Source organism: Maricaulis maris (assembly GCF_049116555.1).
Taxonomy (GTDB): domain Bacteria; phylum Pseudomonadota; class Alphaproteobacteria; order Caulobacterales; family Maricaulaceae; genus Maricaulis; species Maricaulis maris_C.
In genome coordinates this window covers 10,078-28,763 of sequence record NZ_JAGDYT010000001.1, presented here as the reverse complement: position 1 = coordinate 28,763, position 18,686 = coordinate 10,078, and the positions used below count along the sequence as shown (strand labels likewise).

At 62.2% G+C, this 18,686-nt stretch carries 15 protein-coding genes; all 15 read right to left on the bottom strand.

Features of this window, described 5'->3' with window-relative positions; genetic code table 11:
• Nucleotides 1–103 precede the first annotated feature (103 nt).
• Nucleotides 104–1,708 carry an AMP-binding protein gene (locus JXQ94_RS00125; protein ID WP_421921804.1) on the bottom strand — a complete coding sequence of 535 codons (1,605 nt, stop codon included), beginning with the start codon at nt 1,706–1,708 and terminating at the stop codon, nt 104–106.
• Between the two features lie 64 nt (nt 1,709–1,772).
• Entirely contained in the window at nt 1,773–2,165 is a 393-nt protein-coding gene (locus JXQ94_RS00120) for a RidA family protein (RefSeq protein WP_421921803.1), read from the bottom strand.
• A complete protein-coding gene (locus JXQ94_RS00115) occupies nt 2,165–2,578 on the bottom strand; it encodes an acyl-CoA thioesterase (RefSeq protein WP_421921802.1) in 414 nt (137 codons plus the stop codon). Before JXQ94_RS00115 ends, JXQ94_RS00120 begins: the two co-directional genes overlap by 1 nt.
• Nucleotides 2,575–3,750 (bottom strand): acyl-CoA dehydrogenase family protein, encoded by a 1,176-nt coding sequence (locus tag JXQ94_RS00110; RefSeq protein ID WP_421921801.1) that lies wholly within the window; start codon nt 3,748–3,750, stop codon nt 2,575–2,577. The genes JXQ94_RS00115 and JXQ94_RS00110 overlap by 4 nt, the downstream gene beginning before the upstream one ends.
• Nucleotides 3,751–4,563, bottom strand: coding sequence for an enoyl-CoA hydratase family protein (locus tag JXQ94_RS00105; RefSeq protein ID WP_421921800.1), 813 nt, complete (start codon nt 4,561–4,563; stop codon nt 3,751–3,753).
• Nucleotides 4,564–4,566: 3 nt separating this feature from the next.
• Entirely contained in the window at nt 4,567–5,055 is a 489-nt protein-coding gene (locus JXQ94_RS00100; protein WP_421921799.1) for a MarR family winged helix-turn-helix transcriptional regulator, read from the bottom strand.
• 1 nt (nt 5,056) lies between these two features.
• Nucleotides 5,057–5,806 (bottom strand): SDR family NAD(P)-dependent oxidoreductase, encoded by a 750-nt coding sequence (locus JXQ94_RS00095; RefSeq protein ID WP_421921798.1) that lies wholly within the window; start codon nt 5,804–5,806, stop codon nt 5,057–5,059.
• Nucleotides 5,803–8,094, bottom strand: a complete 2,292-nt coding sequence (locus JXQ94_RS00090) for a bifunctional salicylyl-CoA 5-hydroxylase/oxidoreductase (protein ID WP_421921797.1) — start codon at nt 8,092–8,094, stop codon at nt 5,803–5,805. The genes JXQ94_RS00095 and JXQ94_RS00090 overlap by 4 nt, the downstream gene beginning before the upstream one ends.
• A 317-nt stretch (nt 8,095–8,411) precedes the next feature.
• On the bottom strand, nt 8,412–9,587 hold the full coding sequence (locus JXQ94_RS00085) for a hypothetical protein (protein WP_421921796.1): 1,176 nt from the start codon (nt 9,585–9,587) through the stop codon (nt 8,412–8,414).
• 24 nt (nt 9,588–9,611) lie between these two features.
• Nucleotides 9,612–10,121: a hypothetical protein gene (locus JXQ94_RS00080; protein ID WP_421921795.1), complete on the bottom strand. Its 510-nt coding sequence runs from the start codon at nt 10,119–10,121 to the stop codon at nt 9,612–9,614.
• Nucleotides 10,122–10,165: 44 nt separating this feature from the next.
• Nucleotides 10,166–11,413, bottom strand: a complete 1,248-nt coding sequence (locus JXQ94_RS00075; RefSeq protein ID WP_421921794.1) for a tetratricopeptide repeat protein — start codon at nt 11,411–11,413, stop codon at nt 10,166–10,168.
• Between the two features lie 11 nt (nt 11,414–11,424).
• The gene (locus tag JXQ94_RS00070; protein ID WP_421921793.1) at nt 11,425–12,636 is read right to left on the bottom strand and encodes a tetratricopeptide repeat protein; all 1,212 of its coding nucleotides are present in this window, start codon (nt 12,634–12,636) and stop codon (nt 11,425–11,427) included.
• A complete protein-coding gene (locus tag JXQ94_RS00065) occupies nt 12,636–15,761 on the bottom strand; it encodes an FG-GAP-like repeat-containing protein (RefSeq protein WP_421921792.1) in 3,126 nt (1,041 codons plus the stop codon). Before JXQ94_RS00065 ends, JXQ94_RS00070 begins: the two co-directional genes overlap by 1 nt.
• Nucleotides 15,761–16,573 (bottom strand): hypothetical protein, encoded by an 813-nt coding sequence (locus JXQ94_RS00060; protein WP_421921791.1) that lies wholly within the window; start codon nt 16,571–16,573, stop codon nt 15,761–15,763. Before JXQ94_RS00060 ends, JXQ94_RS00065 begins: the two co-directional genes overlap by 1 nt.
• Complete coding sequence (gspD, locus tag JXQ94_RS00055; protein WP_421921790.1) at nt 16,570–18,555, bottom strand: type II secretion system secretin GspD; 1,986 nt, start codon at nt 18,553–18,555, stop codon at nt 16,570–16,572. Before gspD ends, JXQ94_RS00060 begins: the two co-directional genes overlap by 4 nt.
• Nucleotides 18,556–18,686 lie beyond the last annotated feature (131 nt).

The window sequence follows — 18,686 nt, the reverse complement described above, 5'->3', positions numbered from 1 at the left end:
CACCGCCCCCAGAGCGATGCTTCTCGCCAGCTGTACCGGTATCTCCAAACCACCACAAGCAAGGCGCCATGCCCGCCAACAGCAGAAGACCCGCGTATCAGCCTTATCGCAGGCGGTAGCGCTGAACTTTCCCGGTCTGGGTTTTGGGCAAGGCGTCGAGGAACTCGATCGCGCGCGGGTATTTGTAAGGCGCGATTTCGGCTTTCACATGGGATTGAAGAGCTTCGACCATATCGGTGTCCCGGGCATGCCCCGGTGTCAGCACAACAAAGGCCTTGACGATCGTGCCGCGCTCCTCGTCGGGCGCCCCAACCACCGCACATTCGACGACGGCCTCATGGGTCAGAAGGGCCTGCTCCACCTCCGGCCCGGCGATGTTGTAGCCGGCCGCGACAATGAGATCATCAGCGCGCGAGAAATACCAGAAATAGCCATCCTCATCACGCCGATAGAGATCACCGGTTATGTTCCAGCCATCAACGACGTAGTCAGCCTGACGCGGGTCATCAAGATAGAGACAGCCGGTCGGCCCGCGCACGGCAAGGCGTCCGACCTCGCCGCGGGCGAGCTCCTGTCCGTTCTCATCAATGATGCGCGCCTCATAGCCTCGAACCGGCAAACCGGTCGCCCCCGGACGGATCGCATCGCCGGAAGCGCCAATGAAGATATGGATCATCTCCGTCGCCCCGATCCCGTCGATCAGGCGGATGCCAGTCTTGTCGAACATCGCGTCGGAAGTTGGCTTGGGGAGGGTCTCGCCGGCTGAAACAGCCTTGCGGACGGATCCCATGTCGTACGCGTCCCACAACCCCATCAGGGCCCGATAGCCCATGGGCGCCGTAAACAGTGTGGTGACACCAAAGCGCTCCACGGTTTCACAAAGCGCCTCGAATCCGGGCCGATCGGCCAGCGCCACGGCGTTCCCGGCACGCGCCGGAAAGACCACGAAAGCACCGAGCCCGAAGGTAAAGGCAAACGGTGGCGTGCCGGCATAGATTTCGTCCGGTTCGGGCGAGAGCGTGTATCGACCGAACGTGTCGGCCATCGCAAGGACACTTGAATGAAAATGGGCACAGACCTTGGGTTGTCCAGTCGTGCCCGAGGTGAAGGCCAGCAAGGCGACATCGTCCCGTGCCGTGTCCGCATTTGTGAAGCTGGTCGGTTTGCCGCCCATCGCGGCCGCCAACGTGCTGCCCGCACCCCAACATTCAATCCGGTTCAGGACGGGGTGCTCGGCCGCCGCTTCGCGAACCGGTTCAAGAAGGGCCGGATCACAGAGCGCAAAGGCGACCTGGCCCTTGCCGATCACCTTGCCCAGTTCGAGCGCGCGGAGCATGGGCATTGTGGTCACAGCAACAGCGCCGACCTTCATGACCGCATACCAGGCCAGCATCAGCTCGATCCCGTTCGGTCCGTGCAGCAGGACTCGATTGCCCGGCAAGACACCCATATCGTCGACCAGATAGTGAGCGAGCCGGTTCGCTTCCGCGAGCAATTTGGAATAGGTCAGGATCCGGTCACGGCTATAGACCGCCACCCGATCGCCCCAACCCTTTGCCACGGCACCATCCAGCAATTCAGCCCCGCAATTCAGCCGCGCCGGATAGTCCAGCTCCGCCGCTTCGAAGCGAAAATCCGGCCATTGCTCCCGCGGTGGCAGATGATCGCGTGCAAAGCCATCCACATGGCCTGATGTCTGTAATGTCATCACGTCCTCCCCGACGCGTTTGACGATGGTTCTACCGGACCCGCTCAGGCCCGGCGGTGCCGGATCAGTCCGGCAGCACGGCCGTTGTTTCGATCTCGACCTTGGCGCGCGGCTCGATCAGGCCCTGCACAATGACAAAAGCCATGGCCGGATAATTCCGTCCCATCCGCTCTTTCCAGATCGCGCCGAGCTCGCGCCCGGCGGACAGGTACTCGTCGCGATTGGTGACATAACCGGTCATGCGAACGACATGCTCGGGGCGGGCTCCGGCCTCGGCGAGGACAGCGAGCGTATTGTCGAGCACCTGACGGAACTGCACCGCAAAGTCATCCGAGACGATGTCCCCGCTCTCATCCCAGCCAATCTGGCCAGCGACATGGATTGTGCGGCCCCGCGCGAGTATCCCGTTGGAATAACCCTTGGGACGCGGCCAGCCGGGTGGTTGCAGGATCTGCATCAGATGATCTCCTCGAAAGACAGCATCCGCTCTCGCAAGGTCGGCGGAATTGCAATCGGCCTGTTGGCCGGTCCATCAATGAATACGAGCGTTGGGCGAGCGATCATGCGGACCTCGCCTCCGCATCGTGCGGTCAGGGTCAGCTTGATCGAGGAACGCCCCAGCCCACGCACGACCAGCGTGAAATCGAGCGTGTCGTCGAGACGACTTGGCGCCTTGAACTCAGCGTCCATATGGGCCAGCGGAACCCCATGCGGCCCGTTGACGATCATGGCATCAAAGCCATAGCCCAGACCTTCGTCGAACCAGTCCTCGATCATCCCGTTGATCATCTCGAAATAGCGGGGATAGAAGACGATTCCGGCCGGATCGACATCGGCGAAACGGACCCGGCGCGAGCGGTTGAAACTCATGACCCGGCCTCGGCCAGGTGAGCGCGCGCAATAACCAGTTTCTGGACTTCCGATGCCCCCTCATAGATCCGCAAGGCCCGGATTTCCCGGTACAGCGCTTCGGCAACATTGCCCTTCGTTACCCCGAGCCCGCCGAATATCTGGACTGCGGTATCGATGGCTTTCTGCGCCGCCTCCGTCGCATAGAGTTTGGCCATCGCCGCCTCGCGGGTAATGCGAGCCGCGCCGCCATCCTTGGTCCAGGCTGCGCGATAGACCAAAAGCGCGGCGGCATCGATATCGACCGCCATCTCGGCCAATTGCGTCTGGACACCGGGGAGGTCGGCGAGTGGCGCTCCGAAGAGCTCACGATCCCGAGCCCGTGCGGTGGCTTCGTCCAGCGCGCGCCGGGCAAACCCCAGCGCGGCCGCCCCCACGGTCGAGCGGAAAACATCCAGAGTCGACATGGCAATCCGGAAACCCGCCCCGCCCTCGCCCAGCCGATTGTCTGCCGGGACGCGGCAATTTTCGAAGCGGAGCCGGGCCAACGGGTGCGGCGCCATGGTCTCGATGCGTTCGGCGATGACCAGGCCCGGCGTGTTGGCCGGCACGATGATCGCACTGAGCCCCCGCGCGCCGTCCGCCTCGCCAGTCCGGGCGAAGACGACATAGAAATCAGCGATCCCGCCATTGGAAATAAAGGTCTTCTCGCCAGTGATGACATACTCAGCACCGTCTCGGCGCGCCTCGGTCGCGATTGCCGCCACATCCGAGCCAGCGGCCGGTTCGGTCAGGGCAAAGGCCGCACAAAGCTCACCCGACGCCACGCCCGGCAGCCAGGCCTGCTTCTGGGCCGGCGTCCCGAACAGCGTGATCGCACCCGCGCCCAGGCCCTGCATGGCAAAGACGAAATCTGCCAGACCGGAGCGATAGGCCAGGTGCTCACGGACAAGGCAGAGCGACCGGACATCCAGCGTTTCCTGTGAGCCACCATAAGCAGCCGGGACGGCCTGGCGGGTCAGCCCGGCCTCACCCAGTGCAGCACGGATCACGGCACAGTCAGCATCAATGTCGGCGTGCTCGGAGAAGCCGGTCGTGCCGAAACGAACCCGGGCCCAGTCCGACAGCTCTGCTGCGAGCGCGCGGTGGGCGTCGTCAAAAAAGGGCCAGGCCAGATAGCTGCTATCGGACATTCAATCCCCCTCGAAGACCGGCTTTTCGCGCGCGACGAAGGCTTGGTAGGCGCGCTCGAAATCGCGTGTCTGCATGCAAATGGCCTGGGCCTGGGCTTCGGCCTCGATCGCCGTGTGCAGGCCCATATCCCATTCGGTGTTGAGCTGGTTTTTGGTCATGGCGTTCGCGAAATTCGGCCCGGCTGCGATCCGGTTCGCCCACTCAGTCGCCGTTTCCATCAGAGCGCCAGCCTCGACGATCGCATTGTAGAAACCCCAGCGCTCGCCTTCCTCAGCCGACATGGAGCGACCAAAGAAGAGAAGCTCGCTCGCGCGTCCCTGACCGATCAAGCGGGGAAGAATCGCGCAGGCCCCCATATCGCAGCCGGCCAAGCCGACCCGATTGAACAGGAAGGCTGTCTTCGCGGCCGGTGTTGCCACGCGCAGATCCGACGCCATCGCCATGATCGCACCCGCGCCCACGCAAATCCCGTCGACCGCGGCGATTACCGGCTGCGGACAATCGCGCATCGCCTTGACCAGATCGCCTGTCATTCGGGTGAAATCGAGCAGACCGGCCATGTCTTTCTCGACCAGAGGGCCGATGATGTCGTGGACATCGCCGCCGGAGCAGAAATTCCCGCCAGCCCCGGTGACAATGACGGCCTGGACCGATTTGACGTAGACAAGATCGCGAAACAGGTCGCGCAGCTCGGCATAGCTTTCAAAGGTCAGCGGATTCTTGCGGTCCGGACGGTTGAGCGTGATCGTCGCCACGCCATCCTCGAATGACCAAAGGAAATGCACCGGCTTGAGGGTTTTGGGATCCAGCATGATCTATCCGTTCGTTTCGGTTTGAAGACTGCGCAGCAGCGCTTCGGAATGGTCGGCGAGGTGGGCGGCACTGTCGTGCGGCAGATCGGCAAGCAGCTCGGACAGCCAGCCGGCATGGGCCCGTGCCATGCGCGCAAAGGTGGCGCGTCCGCTTGCGGTCAGGGCGACGCGGAAACTGCGCCGGTCCTGCGGCTGGGCTTCGCGCGTCACCAGCCCGTCCGACAGCATGCGACTGATCAATCCGGTGACATTCCCATTGGTAACGAGAAGTCGATCAGAGAGCTCGCCCATCAGCAGACCCTCCGGCGCACGATCCAGGGCCGACAAGGCATCAAAGCGCGACAGGCTAACCCCGAACTCGCGCTGAAACCGACTGCGCAGCTCGCGCTCGATCAGGGAGATCGGGCGGTAAAGCCGCAGCCACAGCTTCACCGCCTGCCGGTCAACGCCGGTCGTCTCATCGACGGATTCCTCTTCGATGGTCGGGCCCATCTCAGATCGCCCCGCCGGAAATCGTGATGGCCTGGCCCGAGATCGAACCGGAACGGGGTGAGCACAACCAGGCCACGGTCTCGGCCACCTCGTCAGGCTGGATCAGCCGACCCTGCGGGTTCTCCTTGGCCAGCTCAGCCAGCGCCTGGTCCCGCGTACGGCCGGTTTTGGCCATGATATTGGCAATCGCATCCTCGACGATCTGCGTCTCGACAAAGCCGGGGCAGACCGCATTCACGGTCAGGCTTGTTTGCGCAAATTCCAGCGACAGCGACTTGGTCAGCCCGACAACCGCATGCTTGGACGCGACATAGGGCGCGACATAAGCTCCGCCGCGCAGACCCGCGATCGACGCAATATTGATGATGCGGCCATAGTGTGCCTTGAGCATCGGCCCAAGCACAGCCTGGGTGCATCGCACCAGGCCCTCAACATTCACCGCCTGGATACGGCGCCAGTCATCCATTGATGTTCTGGTGAAGGCGCTGGCCGCGGCGATGCCGGCATTATTGACCAGAATATCGACCGGACCGCAGGCCTCGAAGGCCCGGTCGACGCTTTGGTCATCGGTCACATCGCACCCTATTGCGCGGGCATTTGCCAGCGTCGAGGCCGCGGCTTCAAGGCGGTCAAGATTGCGCCCCATCAGCACCGTTTCGATACCCTCTTCAGTCAGGCGGCGGGCGCAAGCCAGCCCGATTCCGGTGCCGCCACCGGTAATGACAGCGCGTTTCCCGACAAGATCGCTCATGCCTGCTCCTCCATTTGCTGGGCCCGCTGCAGATTGCGCGACAACTGGTCGAAGCCGGCCAAGTATTGGCGCGGTACAGGGACGCCGCGGTCGGCGAGCTCGGCTGCCGCGCGCAACGTCCAATTCGGATCGAGCAGGTGCGGGCGAGCCAGCGCAACGAGATCGGCCCGTCCAGCCGCCAGGATGGAATTCACATGATCTGCTTCGAAGATATTGCCGACCGCCATCGTCGCACAGCCAAGGGTGTTGCGAATCCGGTCGGAGTAGGGGGTCTGGAACATGCGGCCATAGACCGGACGGGCCAGAGGCGTGGTTTGCCCGGCCGACACATCTATCAGATCAGCTCCGGCCGCCATGAAGGCCTGCGCGACCTGGACGCTCTCATCCGCTTCAATACCTTGGCCGGCGACCCAATCAGTCGCGGAGATGCGAACCGCCATCGGCTTCCCGGCGGGCCAGATCTCCCGCATCGCGGTAAACACCTCAAGCGGGTAACGAAGGCGGTTTTCCAAGGATCCGCCATAGGCATCCGCACGCTGATTGGAAAGCGGCGTGATGAAGGAGGACAGGAGATAGCCATGCGCACAGTGCAGTTCGATCATGTCGAACCCGGCCTCCAGCGCGCGCCTGGTCGCGCGGACAAAATCCGTGCGTATCCGGTCCATGTCAGCCCGGCTCATCTCGATCGGAACCTGATTGCCCGCATCCCACGGAATGGGCGACGGGCCATAGATCGGCCAGTTGCCGCTCTCAAGCGGCACATCATACCCATCCCAACCCAGTCGGGTGGAGCCCTTCCGACCCGCATGTGAAAGCTGGATCGCCATTCTTGCCTCGGTGTGCTCGTGCGCGAAATCAGTGATCTCGCGCCAAGCCGTCACATGGTCATCAGTGTAAAGGCCCGTGCAGCCCGGCGTGATCCGGGCATCAGCGCTGACATCCGTCATCTCTGTATAGACCAGCCCGGCGCCGCCCAGGCATCGCGCGCCGTAATGGACGCGGTGAAACGCACCCGGCGTGCCCTCTGTCGCCGAATACATGCACATCGGCGAGACAACGATCCGGTTCTCCAATTGCATGTCGCGGAGCTTGAAAGGTGCAAACATGGGAGCCCGACTGGACGCCCCGCCCCCACCCCCGCCGCCGGCGAACCAGGTCTCAACGCCTGACAGCCAGTCGGCATCGCGCAGACGCAAATTCTCATGGCTGATGCGCTGTGAACGGGTCAGCAGCGAGTAGGCAAACTGCTTCGGTGGGAAACCGGTATAGCGCTCGAGATTCTCAAACCATTCCGTCGAATTCCGGGCCGCGCTCTGCAGCTTGAGAACCTCGACCTTGCGCGCTTCCTGATAATCCATGAGCCCATCGGCGACCGGCCTGTCGACGCTGGTCAACACCTCGGCGAGCATGATCGCGTCCTCGAAAGCCAGCTTGGTCCCCGACCCGATCGAGAAATGCGCGGTGTGAGCCGCGTCGCCCAGAAGGACGAGCTTGTCGTGAACCCACGTCTCGCACAGCACGCGCGGGAAGTTCAGCCACGCCGACCCGCGCAGATGCCGTGCGTTCGACATCAGGCCTTCGCCGTCCAGCCAATGCGCAAAAAGCGCCTCGCAGGCCCGGCAGGTTTCGTCCTGGTCCATTTCGCCAAAGCCCAGCCCCTCCCAGGTTCCGGGCGAGCACTCGACGATAAATGTCGAGGTGCCATCGTCGAACTTGTAGGCGTGAGCCCAGACCCAGCCATGCTCGGTCTCGGTGAAGATAAACGTGAAGGCGTCGAAGACTTTCTGTGTGCCCAGCCAAATGAATTTGTTCTGGCGCACATCGATATCGGGTTTGAAATGGTCCGCATATCTGGAGCGGATTTTCGAGTTCAAGCCGTCGGATGCCACAATCATATCGGCATCGGCGAAGCGATCGAGGTCGACGCCGACCTCGCACTCGAAGTGGAGTCCGACACCAAGGTCGCGAGCCCGATCCTGGAGGATGTTCAGAAGGTGCTTGCGCCCAATACCGCAGAATCCGTGGCCGGTGGAGGTCTCGACCTCACCGCGGAAATGGACATCGATATCGTCCCAATGTGCGAGATTGTCAGCTATGGAACGGGCACTGACCGGGTCATTGCCCTCGAGATTCTCCATGGTCTGATCGGAGAAAACCACACCCCAGCCAAATGTGTCCCCAGGACGATTGCGCTCGTAGACATCAACCTGGCAATCCGGGTCGCGCAACTTCATCGAGATCGCAAAATAGAGGCCAGCCGGCCCCCCACCCAAACAGGCAATCTTCATCGCACACGGCTCCCCCGCTCTGGCGATTTATTTTAGACCTAAACTATATCGGCAAGCGAGGGGCTCGCGCAAGACAGGTCGACTGCCCCATCTTGCTGGCCGTGGCGCTTTACACACCAGCATTGATCACGGCGCATGATCATGCGGGCACGCCCGACGCGCGCACCCGGAGCTGGGCGCGAGGGCCGACCGGGACATCGAAAGGGCGAATGCGGGTCAGGAATGACAAAGGCCCCGGATTGCTTGCTTGTCAGCATGCATTCCGGAGCCTTGAATCTGTTGCGCGACGCTTTGGCGGCCGCGCCTATCAGCGAGACTTAATCGAGCTGTCCGACCCGATCCTCCAGCGCGTTGAGACGATCATTCGTCGAACGAAGATCGGTTTCCAGCTGCGCGATATAGAGGTGGGCATACTCGAGCTCACTCAACATGCCACCAACCTTGGTCGACAGATTGAACGGCCCGGATTCAGGAGTTGGACCGACATGCATGAGATAGCCGTTATCCATCATGAAATCGGCGTGCTCGCGGATCGAAGGTAGATCATAGTCTTCAGCGAAGACCGCATCGCAACCACCCGAGCAGGAACCGCCCGTGGTGATTTCTCCGAAAATCGTCAGATTGCCTGCGGAATCGAGGACGAATTCCCGCTCGCCGCTTCCACCCTTGGAAATACGGAATTCCGTATCGTTGGTCTGGCTCGAGATACGCCACCCTTCGCCGTCATTGCCTGCATCCATGGCCATTACGACCGAACCGGATGCGGACGCGAGGCGGAAAGCTGTGCCCGTGACCGAGTTCGCGCTACCGGATCCGGTGGTCCCGGTACGCGCCAGAAAATCAAGGCTGACTTGCGGATTGTTCCGGCCGATACCGACACGGCTGGAATCGCTGAGATACAGGGTATCCTGATCCGCACCCGGCTGAATCCGGAATGGCAGCGAGCTCCCGTTGGTGACATCACGAATAAAGAAATTCGCTTCATTCGCGGCGACGTCGAACGTTTGTGCGGTAAAGCCGCTGGACCCGTCCTGCTCCAGGCGCAGTGTCGGCGTATTTCCGCTACGGACATGAATATCCGTTACAGCATTCGCTAAACCGATACCGACATCACCCTGGGAGTCGACGTAAAGCGAGTTTGCCGGAGCCCCGGCGTCCACCCGGAATACCTGCCGCCCGGCGGTCGCGTCATCGATACTGAAGTAGGACCCGCCGCCATTGGCGCTATCATTGATCGTGATACGCCAATCATTGCGCGGAAAACTCGCCGAAACGCTGGTATCATCGAAATGGATGCGAACGTTGTTTTCCTTCAGGCGGATCGTATCGAATCCGAAGCTCTCTCCATTCACGCAATCATTGCCGACGCAAAGACTGAATTGAATGATGACATCATCAAGATGCTGGATATCGGCGTTGGACGGGCTCGGCACGATCGCCATAAGCGCCATCGACACGGCCGCAGCACTCGTTGCGGAAAGAAGATGCTTCATAGTCTAAGGCCCCCGGTGCCTGGATTACGTCTCTTGGTCTGCGTCATCAAAGACCAATACCTGGCCATTTTCGACGCGGAAACTTCCTGAAAAACTTACGCCTTCGCGCGGACGCTGGGCTGTGGGCTCGCGCCCGTTATAGCCAGCCGGTTCCCGGCTGGATCGCTCGGCCGCGTAAACCTGAGTCGCCGCAGTTATTTCAAAGCGATAGAGGCCGTCGGCAACCTCGCCAAAATCCGCAAGGCGGAAACTGGGGGCGCGGCGCTCGGAATAAACCTGGCCGTGATAACCATCCGGACCGCTCACGGACACGGTAATGTTGGAATAAGTCGGGTCGGCATCGAAATAAATGCGGCTTCCCGCATAGCGCGCTGACAAGCCGACATCCGCGGCCACAGATTGCGCCTGCGCAACAGCTCCGCCAACCGGCACCACGAGGAGCAGGCTGAGGATCATTGCAACTTGGACTAAGCGGCTTCGGCGCATGAACAATCTCCTGTCCGGGACGTTACACTGCTCGGCGAGCGCACACAATCATCATAAGCGAATTCCCCAACGCCCTGCGGGCAGCGACTGACTCAGTCTGATGACAGTCGTCGCGCCACCTCTCGCCGGGCCGTGTCGACCTGATCGCCGGTCATCTGAAGGGCCAGATTATCGCGCAGGAGATCGGCATCGGGATACCCGCGATAGGCCGCGAGGCTACACCATACATAGGCGGTCCGGTAATTCTGGGGCACGCCCCACCCGTTGGCGTGAAGCAGGCAGAGACTGAAATCCGCGCTGCCCAGACCTTGCCCCGCCGCCGCCTCGAACATGGATCGGGCTGACTGTAAATCCTGGCGAACTCCGCCACCCCGCATGAAGCGGTGGCCCTGAATATACAGGGCAATGACGTCGCTGGCCTCAACCGCGGTCAGCTCGGTCCGGTCCGGCGGCGCCGTCCAGTCGAGATCACGAAGACGGTCGTCGACCGGAAAACCGATGATCGACAACAGCTGATCCAGGCCACCGCCCTCGAGCATCCGCGCTCGCTCGAGAAGCTGGCGCGCCTGGGCCTCGTCCACGGGGGCGCCCTGGCCGCTCTCATACAGGACCGAGAGATTTCGCAATGCCTGCGGCAGGTCCTGATCGGCTGCCAGCCGGAACCATTGGAAGGCCACGTCATAGTCCCTGGGCACGCCGTCTCCACGAACATAGAGGAGACCCAGATTGTTCTGGGCTTGCGCATCGCCTGCTTCTGCGCCGGCAATGAACAGCACGCGAGCCCGATCGAGGTCTTGCTGAACGCCCTGACCGGTCATGTAAAGAATGCCCAGATTGGTCTGGGCCTCGACGAGACCCTGGTCCGCTGCCCGCCGATACCAGATGGCTGCCTCGGTGAGATCGGGAGATCCGCTCGAGTCCGACGACAGCGCCTGCGCATAGTCGAATTCAAATCGGGCATCACCGGTCTCGGCGGCCCGCAGCAGCCAGGCCAGACCAGCTCCGGCATCGGGCTCCACGCCCAGACCCATGACGAGCGAATGGCCAAGCGCATTCTGTGATCGCGGCACCCCCGATTCCGCCGACATCCGATCAAGCTCAACGGCGCGGACGAGATCCTGGGGCACGCCCAGCCCCTGGCGATACATATAGGCCAGCCATGAGCGGGCCTCGTCATCGCCACTCGCCGCGCGCGCCTCAGCCTGAAGACGGGCGCTGCCATAATCACTCTGCTCGAGCAGGGCCTCGATCGTATCGCCCGATTGAGCGACCGCCAGCGATGGAAGGCCGACGACAAAACCGAGGACGACGAGCCATTTCCTGTATGTTTGAACGAGCATCACGGTCCGACCTATTGCGACGGCTGCCAGTCAGCCGCCCGGTTCTGCGCCTCTGCCAATTGCTCGGGCGTCAGGAAACGGGCGAACACATCGCGCTCCCCGGCGGCTTCTGCCGCACCATTCGCAGCGGCCAGATTCGCCCAGACATGCGCTTGCACATAGTCCTGCGTCACGCCCTGCCCGGCCGCGAAGCGACGCGCCATGGCCAGCTGGGCTGACGGGGCACCCGCCTCTGCGGCCTGGCGGAAATAGTCGAGCGCCCGCGCATCATGCTGTGGAACGCCCTCGCCCGTCTCATACATGACGGCCAATGCGTTCAGCGCCGCCGCATCACCTGAATCGGCGCGCTCCTCGGTCCAGCGCAGGGACGCGCCATCACCGGCACGCGCCGCATCCAGCACCCAGACTTGTGCATTCGGAAACTGCTCGGCCCCGATTTGTCCGGAGGCGACCAACGCGCCGAGGCGGGCGCTGATGCCTGGCACACCTTCCCCGAGCACGTTCAAATACCATCGCACCGCCTCGGCTGTATCCGGCTCGGTGCCACGCCCCGTCTCGTAAAACAGACCGACCGCAGCTTGCGCGCGTACCATCCCGGCTTCGGCCGCCATCTGGTACCAATGCAGCGCGCGCGCATCGTCCCGCGCGACGCCCGTCCCGGTCGAATAGGCATAGCCGAGATTGGACTGTGCACGGACATCGCCCGCTTCCGCCGCTTCGGTGAGCAGCCGCAAGCCTCGCACCAGGTCGCGCTCGACGCCGGTCCCGGAAAAATAGTAGGAGCCCATCACAGCGGTCGCACCGATATCGCCGCGACGCGATGCTCGCTCGAGCCAGTCAATCTCTTCCGACGGCTCCGATGCCGCTTCGGCGCGCTCAAGATACAGGCCGATCAGCGCGTCCTCAGCGGCCGTCCACTCCTGGGCCGCGGCATCTTCAAGCAGCGCGATCGCGCGATCCAGATCGATCTCCACACCGCGACCTTCGCGGTACATCAGGCCCAGGCGATACTGCGCCAGAGGCAGGCCAGCCTCCGACAATTCAGTCAAGATCTCAGCGACTTCCGCATAGTCGGTGCGAGCAAATGCGGCCTCGGCCTCCTCCATGCGCGCGGCCATTTGCGCCTCGGAAAGGTCGGAGTGCGACGACCATTGATACATCGCGAAGCCGATGACGGCGGCCAGGACCGCAACGCCGGCGCCAAGCAGAATTCTCATTCGCATCACTCTACACTCCTGCCATGCCTGCGACGGTGAACGCGATACGTCGCTCCCGCCTCCAACGGCTCATTGATTTGTGTGACTGTTCCATCCGCCCACCGGATCGATGCGCTGTCGATCTGCTCCAGATCACCCAGTCCGAAATGCGCGATCGGGGCGTCAAACGACATGAAGCCCCCGCCCAACTGGATTTCGCGGGTCTGCAGACCGGTGCCGAAACCGGCATGGCGAATTTCAATCCGCGCCCCGATCCCATCGCGATTGCCCCGCTCGTCGACCAGACGGAAGCTGATGGAAGAGCGGTCGGAATTGTTCAGGAAAGCGGTAACTGGCGCATTCACAGGGACGGCGATCACATCCAGATCGCCGTCATTGTCGATATCGGCCAGAGTCGCGGCCGCAGTTATCGCGAAATCACCGAGCCCATACGCCTCCGTCACCTCTTCAAACCGCTCACCTGCCCGGTTGCGCAGGAATATGTTCGACGGCGTCACCTCATTCGGAACCCAGGTCCCGTTGACGATATACATGTCCTGCCAGCCATCATTGTCAAAATCACCGTGTGAGACATCCCAGCTCCAGCCGCCAACTTCAACATGCATGGCCTGTGCAGTCTCTGCGTAAGCCTCCTGCCCGGCCCGCTCCAGCAGGACATTCCGTGACATGATCTGCGGCAGGGCTTCATCCTGCTCGCGAACGGTCATGGCGCGCGATGGCAGGAAATGAACGTCGCAAAGCGCCCGGATCGTGGTTTGGCCGACCGGGATAATCGCACACATTTCGGGATTATTATCCTGGATGGCCAGATCCTTGAGCATCATGCCGCGACACTCCGACCGGTACGGCTCCTCAAAGCCGGAACAACGCCGGGCATTGCTCGGATCCAGGCTGTTGCCGGACCTGTACCAGACTTTGATCGCCATATTGCGCTGGCAAATCTCGCGATCCAGATCGCGTTCGATTCCGTCGCAATATTGCTCGATTGGCTGCATTCTGAGCCTGTCCGACACACCATCAGCCCGGCCCGCGATTTGTGCGAAATACAGCGCCATCTGGCCTGTGTTACGCAAATCAAAGGATGAGACTGACATGGTCGTATTCGTCGTCATCGGGATCAAACCGTCCTGATGCGTCACGGCGGTGAACTGGCCGGCACCATCCCCGAAATAGGCATAATCCGGCACTTCAAAATCATTCCCGACCAGCAGGTCGGTCGAGCCATCCGCATCCAGGTCAGAGAACAGGATTGACAGGGTCTCGCCGGGAATGCCCGGGAGATCACGGAAATCCTGCCCGCTCAGTGCGCCGCCATCATTCAGGATGATGCGATTTCGCGATTCCTCGCCGGGGATGCGCCGGTACCAGCCGGCCGCCCAATTGCCGAGCGCGATATCGAGGTCTCCATCCCGGTCCACATCGGCAAAACTGGCTGCCAGGGTCAAGATGGCATCATCGCGGTTGGCGACCGGCCGCAATCGGTCGTCCGCGAAATGCCCGCCCTCATTCGGCAAAATGAAGTTGCCCTCGCGGAATGTCGTCAGGAACAGATCGAGGAAGCCATCATTGTCGACATCCATCAAAGCCGCGTTGAAGATGGGGAGCGACCGAAGGTTCGACGCATCCACCGCGCCCCCCGAAAAGCCCCCGGCGCCGTCATTGCGGTAGATATAAAGCCCCACCCGTGTCGACGCGAAAACCAGGTCGATATCCCCGTCGCGATCAATATCGCCGGACGCCACACTTCGCCCTTCCCAGAAGGGCGGCCACATATCACCCATCGAGAACTCGACGGCATGGTCGATACCCAGCTGCCACGCTTCCATGCGGGTGAAAGGTGCATCGCCATAAGCGGCATCCTCGCCATAGGGCAGACGCTCGAGTTCAATATCATCCTCTGCCGCTGTCTGAAGCGCCGCCAGACCGGGCGGATCTTGGACGGGAAGACTCATGGTCCGGTTGACGGCCTCGGGCGCAGACGCCACGACCTCATCGGCGCTGGTCAGCAATTCGATCGCGCGCCGCGTCTGGTAATCGTGATAGGCGTCAATGACCACGCCACTCCCGACACCCAATACACAAACGGTCGCCGCAAGCAGGCCCGCCGCCCGCCAGCCGACCGACGTCGCGACAATCATGAAGGAGTAGACGCTGAAACTGCCGAGCGTGAAGACGAGCGTCATGATGAAACCATGACCAACCCCGCCATTGAGCAGCGCGCCGGACACGACCACGTCAAACCCGATCGGCACAGGCAGGAATGTACCCACCACGCCCGCGGCAAGCGCGCTGACCGGGCCAAATTCACGGCCATTGATCAGGTCGACTGGCAGGAGTGTGGCCGCGATCGCGCCAAGGAAGCCGGCGAGCAGCATGAGCGGCGCGGTCATGCGAAGGATGAACCAGAAATTCCGCGCAAAATCAGCAACGAACCCCGCCAGGGACGCCGTCAGGGTTTCGAGCTCGGGCTCGGGCAAATCCGGCGCTTGGGGCGCCGGCACGGGCTTCACCGAATGCAGGAGACGCTCTTGCGGCAGAACCCGGCAGATCAGCGGTACAGCCACCAGGATGACAGCGAGGCTGAGCACGAGTTTCGTGACCGCGATGTAGAAAGGCAGCAGCGAAAACGCCATCGTCAAGACGACGACGTTCAGGGTTGGCGAGGCGATCATGGCCGACAGCGTGGTCTCGGCCCGTGACCCGCCCTGAAACAGGCCCCGGGCGATCGGCGCGGCGCAGTTCACGCACACGCCCAGGGGCGCCCCGATCACCATGCCGTAGAAGGAATTGGCGAATCTTCCCTTGAAGTTACGCCGCCGGAAATAGCCCAACAGGGTGAGAAAGGCGGCACCGAAGAGCCACCCGAACATCATGCCCTTCTTGTTCGTATTGATCCAGTTGACGGTTGAAACGCCGACACGCTCAACCACCGAATCTGCCGGATCCAGCGCGATCAGAGCCTCGAATCCGAGCGGGTCCTCGAGCTGGATTGCCCCGCCCATCATGGCCTTCTCGTCCAGCGACGGGTAGCGGGATGTCGTCCAGAAAAACGTCGCGAGCGCAGCCATCACGAGGGCCGCCATTGCGAGGCGCTTCCATTGATCCATACGGATCAGTCCAGACGCCATCATCAGATTCCCCCCCCCGACGGACAATTGAGGTTCTGTAACCTATCCTCGCCAAACGCAACCCAGAGGAAGGGGCGGTCCGAGGCCGTTTCGAACTCTGCGAGGCCGACCAATTCGTGCCGACGACCGGCACCGTCAATGACCGAAGCGCGCAGCGAGACCCGCATGCCGTCAATCCGGGTATCCGGGCCGAAACTCGCTGAATCACGCGCGGGTGCCAGTGTGCCTCCCAATACGGTCAGATAGGTCGCCGCGCAGGCATATTGCCGGGGCGTGAGGCCGAGCACATGGCGCAACTCTTCGACCGAGGCAAAGCCGCGATTTTGCGGCGCATCCTCTGGACGGGCGGCGTACGCCGCACGCTCGGCACCGCGCGCGCGCACATCATCGTCCACATCACGCCAGTCCAGTATCCGGTCGGCGATTGTCTCCGCCGCAACCTGGCTCTCACCCAGACGGACGAATAGCGCGGTCAACTGCTCTTCATTCGCCATATTCAGATCGATCAAACGCTGACCCGGTCCGGCCTGAACCGAAACCACGTACTCGCCGAGCTGAACCTCGACCGGCAAGGCCGCGACATGGCTACGACCGATCTGGGCAATGTCATAGGCAACGACATCCAGTGCCGAGCGCAACGCCGCTTCACGCTCCAGACCGTCACGCTCGACCGCTGCAAGACGCAGGCGCGTATGCGTAATGGTCGTGATCGTGAGCAGAACCGCCGCCAGAAAGAGCGCTAGCCACAGAACAAAAATCAGGGCCGAACCGCGCTCGTGAACGCGCGACGCGCTGGCGACTGGATACGGTGTCAATTGTCGAAGAGGCCGGGCTGTCTGGCCTCCAGGGCTTCAAACTGGCGCCGCACATGCGTGAGGGCGCTACCGACATCATCATCGGTCCAGATGATGCGCGGCGTCAGGAAAATCACCAGCTCGCTGCGCTGACTGGTCATGGCGCGGTTGCGGAAAAGATTGCCGACGCCCGGAATGTCCCCGAGAAGGGGCGTGCGCGATTCATTGTCCGAGGTAGTTTCCCGGATCAACCCGCCCAGGGCGATTGTATTCGAGCTCCGCACCGAGACCGTACTGGAAAATTCGAGCTTCTGGATGGTCGGCGAGTCGATACCCGACGTTGTCGTCGGGCGCACACTCGAGACTTCCTGATTGACCTCGAGCACCACCATGCCGCTGGCATTGATGCGCGGCGTGACCTGCAGAATCACCCCCGTCTCCCGCAACTCGACGGACGACACGATCGGCGCATTGCTTTCGGTCACCGAGGTCGCGGTTTGGGTCACGATCGGCACCTCATCACCCACCTGGAGATGCGCTGTCTGATTGTTCTGGACCATGATGGAAGGCGCCGAGAGCACGGTCACATCCGTGATCGACCGCAACGCGCTGAGCGTCGCCGTCAGGTCGGTTCCGGAGAAGGCATAGTTGAATCCCGGGAAGACCGGAGCCGTGGAGCCTGTGTTGGAATCCGAGAATTGCAGACTTGATGTCTCGCTCGATCCCGCATTCTCGAAATACCAGCGAACACCGAAATCGAGGCCATCCTCCAGGCGAACTTCGGCGATTGTCGCTTCGATGAGCACCTGTGGCGGCATGACATCCATGCGCTGAACCAGATCGAGAATCTCGCGGTATTCCTGATCGGTCGCCCGGATGATCAGGGCGTTGTTGAGCTCGTCAGGAATAATGGTGAGCCGACTCTGCTCCTCACCCGGGGCACTGGAATCACCGTGCGCGTCGTCACCCTGGAAGCGCGGCTCGATCAATTGCCCGGTCCCGGTCTGGCCACCGGCAAAGGCGGCTGTGATTTGCGTGGCCAATGTGGAGGCGGGTGAGTTGCGGACCACATAGTACCGCAATCGCCGCTCCGAGCCTGCCGATGGCCGGTCCAATCGCTCGATCCAGACTTGCGCCTGCTCGAACTGGCTGCGGTCGCGCGCCGTCACCAGCAGCATGTTGAGGCGCGGCATGGCTATGGTCTGGATGGCATCAATCGACATGCCGGTTCCGGACAGCACGGTATCAACTTCACTCTTCGCCGTTTCGGCCGAGACATAGCGCAGCTCGAACATGCCGAAGACACGATCGGTCAGGAATGGACGATCAAAAAGAATGGCCGCTCTCCGGGCAGCATCGACATCCGGACCCGGTCCGGCCAGGACCAGCACGCCCAGCGCATCGTGCGGCACGACCTCCACCCTGTCCGACAGGAACGGGTCAATCAGCGACACAATCGCGCTTGGCGTCGTGTGGGTAACCGGCACGACACGACCGCCATAGCCCAGCTCCGACGAGAGCCCTGTCAGCCCCGGACGTGCCATATCCAGCCGGGTCAGGAGATACCCCTCCGCGCGCTCGGCAAGCACGAGATTGGATTCGCCCAGCACCGTCTCGAGTGCCGCGAGTGCGGCACGGGCCGGCGCTGGCTCGGAAGATGTCAGCGATATACGGCCGGAAACGCCATCGGCCACCATCACGGTCTGACCCAGCGCGTCGCCAACAATGGTTCGAACGACGTCAGCGACCGGCACGTCAACAAAGTTCAGACGCAAGGTCCGGCTGTCGAGATCCGAACGGTTGGGTGACTGGCTGAGGCGGGACCCGTCGCGGGCATCAAAATAGACCAAGCGGTCCTGCTCGATGGGACCGGGCACGTCCGCGTCGGACGCCGGCGGCTGCGCGCCCAGCGCACCGGTACCGGTCGACGCCAATTCAGATTCGTCAGCCGGCGGGTTCGCGGGAGGGAAGCGACCGGCGTGAACACCCGCGGCATCCGGCATGAGTTGCGCGCACGCCTGCAGGGTGAGCAAAAGCCCCCCGCAAACCAAACTGGATAAGACAAAACGCTGTGACACGAACCCATCCCCTCGCCGATCAAGCTGGCGGTGACCCTAGCGCTACAAAGAGTGCA